Raw genomic sequence first — 2,447 nt, 5'->3', positions numbered from 1 at the left:
AACGACTTTCGTCATTCGTAAAAACTAAAGGGCTTGAAGGATCATTTAGTACGACATTGAAGGTTCGTTGTGATGGTTTTACTGTCAGAATCGAAGGTAATCCGTCTCGATGGCAACGTATGGATAACCTTTTTGGTCTTCGCTCTTTGGATGAATGTATTGATATATACAACCACATCTTAGCCAAATTTGGCCTTCCACCTTTTACCGCAAATACAAAGGTTTACTTCGGTCAAACTCCAGAAGATAAAAAGCCGCGCCTTATAGGCAATGGCGCTGAAATTACACGTATAGACTGGACTCGAAACCATAAAGTAGGTAAGGGCAGAGAGGTTACGTTTATAAGAGCTATGTCATCTACAACACTCGGTCGTAGCAGAACGCCAGCGCCTTACCCTGATTTTACCAGTTGCTACTGGGGAAAACGTTCTTGGAAATTATCAAAAATCTACTCTAAGGCACACGAGTTAAAGAATCATTTACGAAAAGATAAACGCAAAAAAGACGGCGTATCAGAAGAACAGCTCAACTACGTAGAAAAACTAATCTCATACTGCGAGCAGCATGGTGTCGTTCGAGAGGAACACCAATTAAGCCAGAAGCATTTAAAACGATACAACCTACAATTTTACGGAAAAACTACGCTACAAGACTTCATTGAACACATAAAAGATCTCGAGAACATTATGAAAACACTGACAGCAACTCATGACACACATAAATCGATATCAGATCAATTACTTGAACAAGGAATCGTTAATAGTAGACAAGCCGCTAATGCAACTCAAAGCGTGGCGTTGATGTGGCACTTGGACAAAAAATCGAGAGAAACAGTCAGTATTACGTACACAGACCGCGATTAAAAAGCATCGGTATCGATATCGCTTTGCCGTTCGATGTAACGAGAATCTGTCCAACGCTTAAACGTTCAGAAGTCATAGAAGTTCAATCACTTAGTATTCCAGACTGGTATCAATTACCAATAGTCGAGAAATCTAACATCATGCCGTTCAAGGCAATCGCTTAAGGAAATTAGCCATGATTAAAATAGAAATCTTCTCAGAAAACGTTCGCGTAGAAACTCGCAGCACAGCAGGCAAAGAAGGTCGCCCAGGTCGAACTATTTACGAGCAAATCGCTTACGCACATTTAGGCGGTAAGTTCCCAGTAGAAATGAAGCTGACGCTAGAGAAAGACCAAGAACCATACGCAGCTGGAGTCTACACGCCACACAATACAAGCTATGTTGTAAATAACTTCGGAGGCTTAGAGTTGAAGCGCTTTGGGATGATATTAGACGCAATCGACGTTAACCAGAAAGACGTTAAACGTGAAATGACAGCCTAATCGACCACATAACATTAGTGCGTATTATGTAGTCTGGAATTATGTTGAGTGGTTTGCTGAAAGCCTAGAGCGCGCAAAGGGTGGGCGAGGGAATTGCTCATTGTCGGCCTCTGGCCGTACATGCTATGAGTGAGAATCGCTTTGAAGTGAATAGCCCGTAACATAGAGAGTGTCCTGAATTCTGTGTAACTGTCTAGACTTAAGCCTTAAAGGCTAAGGATGGACAATATGGATAAGAAAGCACTCGAAGCTTTTGCTCGTGAAGCAGCAAAGTCAATTAAGACTGAATCTGATCTTGATGACTTCCGAAAAATGTTAACCAAGGTGACCGTTGAAACGGCGTTAAACGCTGAACTCGATGAGCACCTTGGGTATCAAAAACACCAACCTAGAACTAGCTCCAACTCCCGCAATGGCTACTCGGGTAAATCAATCATCACCGATGATGGAGAAGTCGATATCGACGTCCCTCGCGACCGTGAAGCTAGCTTTGAACCTCAACTCGTCCGCAAGCACCAAACTCGATTCCAATCCATGGACGACAAGATATTAAGCCTATATGCGAAAGGCATGACCACACGTGAAATCGTCGCAACGTTCAAGGAAATGTATGATGCAGACGTCTCACCAACGCTGATATCAAAGGTGACCGACTCGGTACTCGAGCAAGTGATTGAATGGCAGTCGCGACCTCTCGACGAAATTTACCCTATCGTCTATCTCGATTGCATCGTGGTTAAGGTGCGTCAAGACAAGCAAGTCATCAACAAAGCGGTCTATCTTGCGTTAGGCGTCAACATGGAAGGCCAGAAAGAACTGCTCGGCATGTGGCTCTCTGAAACGGAAGGCGCCAAGTTCTGGCTTAACGTGCTGACAGAGCTTCAAAACCGTGGGGTAAAAGACATCCTTATCGCTTGCGTTGACGGACTAAAAGGTTTTCCTGACGCCATCAATACTGCGTTCCCAGAGACGCAAATACAGCTCTGTATCGTCCACATGGTGCGAAACTCGGTCAAATACGTCCCTTGGAAAGACTACAAAGCGGTGACGGCTGACCTGAAGAAAATCTACCAATCAGCCACAGAAGATGAGGCACTGCT

General features: G+C 44.1%; 4 protein-coding genes. All 4 read left to right on the top strand.

The window, feature by feature from the left end; genetic code table 11:
- Positions 1-863: phage/plasmid replication protein, II/X family (locus AC6R0R_RS09045; RefSeq protein WP_500626455.1), on the top strand; the 863-nt coding region annotated here is incomplete at its 5' end.
- Positions 803-1,027, top strand: a complete 225-nt coding sequence (locus AC6R0R_RS09040; RefSeq protein WP_500626454.1) for a phage/plasmid replication domain-containing protein — start codon at positions 803-805, stop codon at positions 1,025-1,027. The genes AC6R0R_RS09045 and AC6R0R_RS09040, both read left to right, overlap by 61 nt.
- 11 nt (positions 1,028-1,038) lie before the next feature.
- Complete coding sequence (locus AC6R0R_RS09035) at positions 1,039-1,347, top strand: single-stranded DNA-binding protein (protein WP_500626453.1); 309 nt, start codon at positions 1,039-1,041, stop codon at positions 1,345-1,347.
- Between the two features lie 228 nt (positions 1,348-1,575).
- The coding region (locus AC6R0R_RS09030) for an IS256 family transposase (protein WP_500626452.1) at positions 1,576-2,447 on the top strand (872 nt) is incomplete at its 3' end.

The organism is Vibrio sp. R12-SW3-ISO1, from assembly GCF_059834005.1.
This window is presented reverse-complemented; position numbering and strand designations above follow the sequence as displayed.

Excerpts from the sequence above, each read along its gene's own strand:
- AC6R0R_RS09035 (WP_500626453.1), top strand. The coding sequence starts at position 1,039 with ATGATTAAAATAGAAATCTTCTCAGAAAACGTTCGCGTAGAAACTCGC.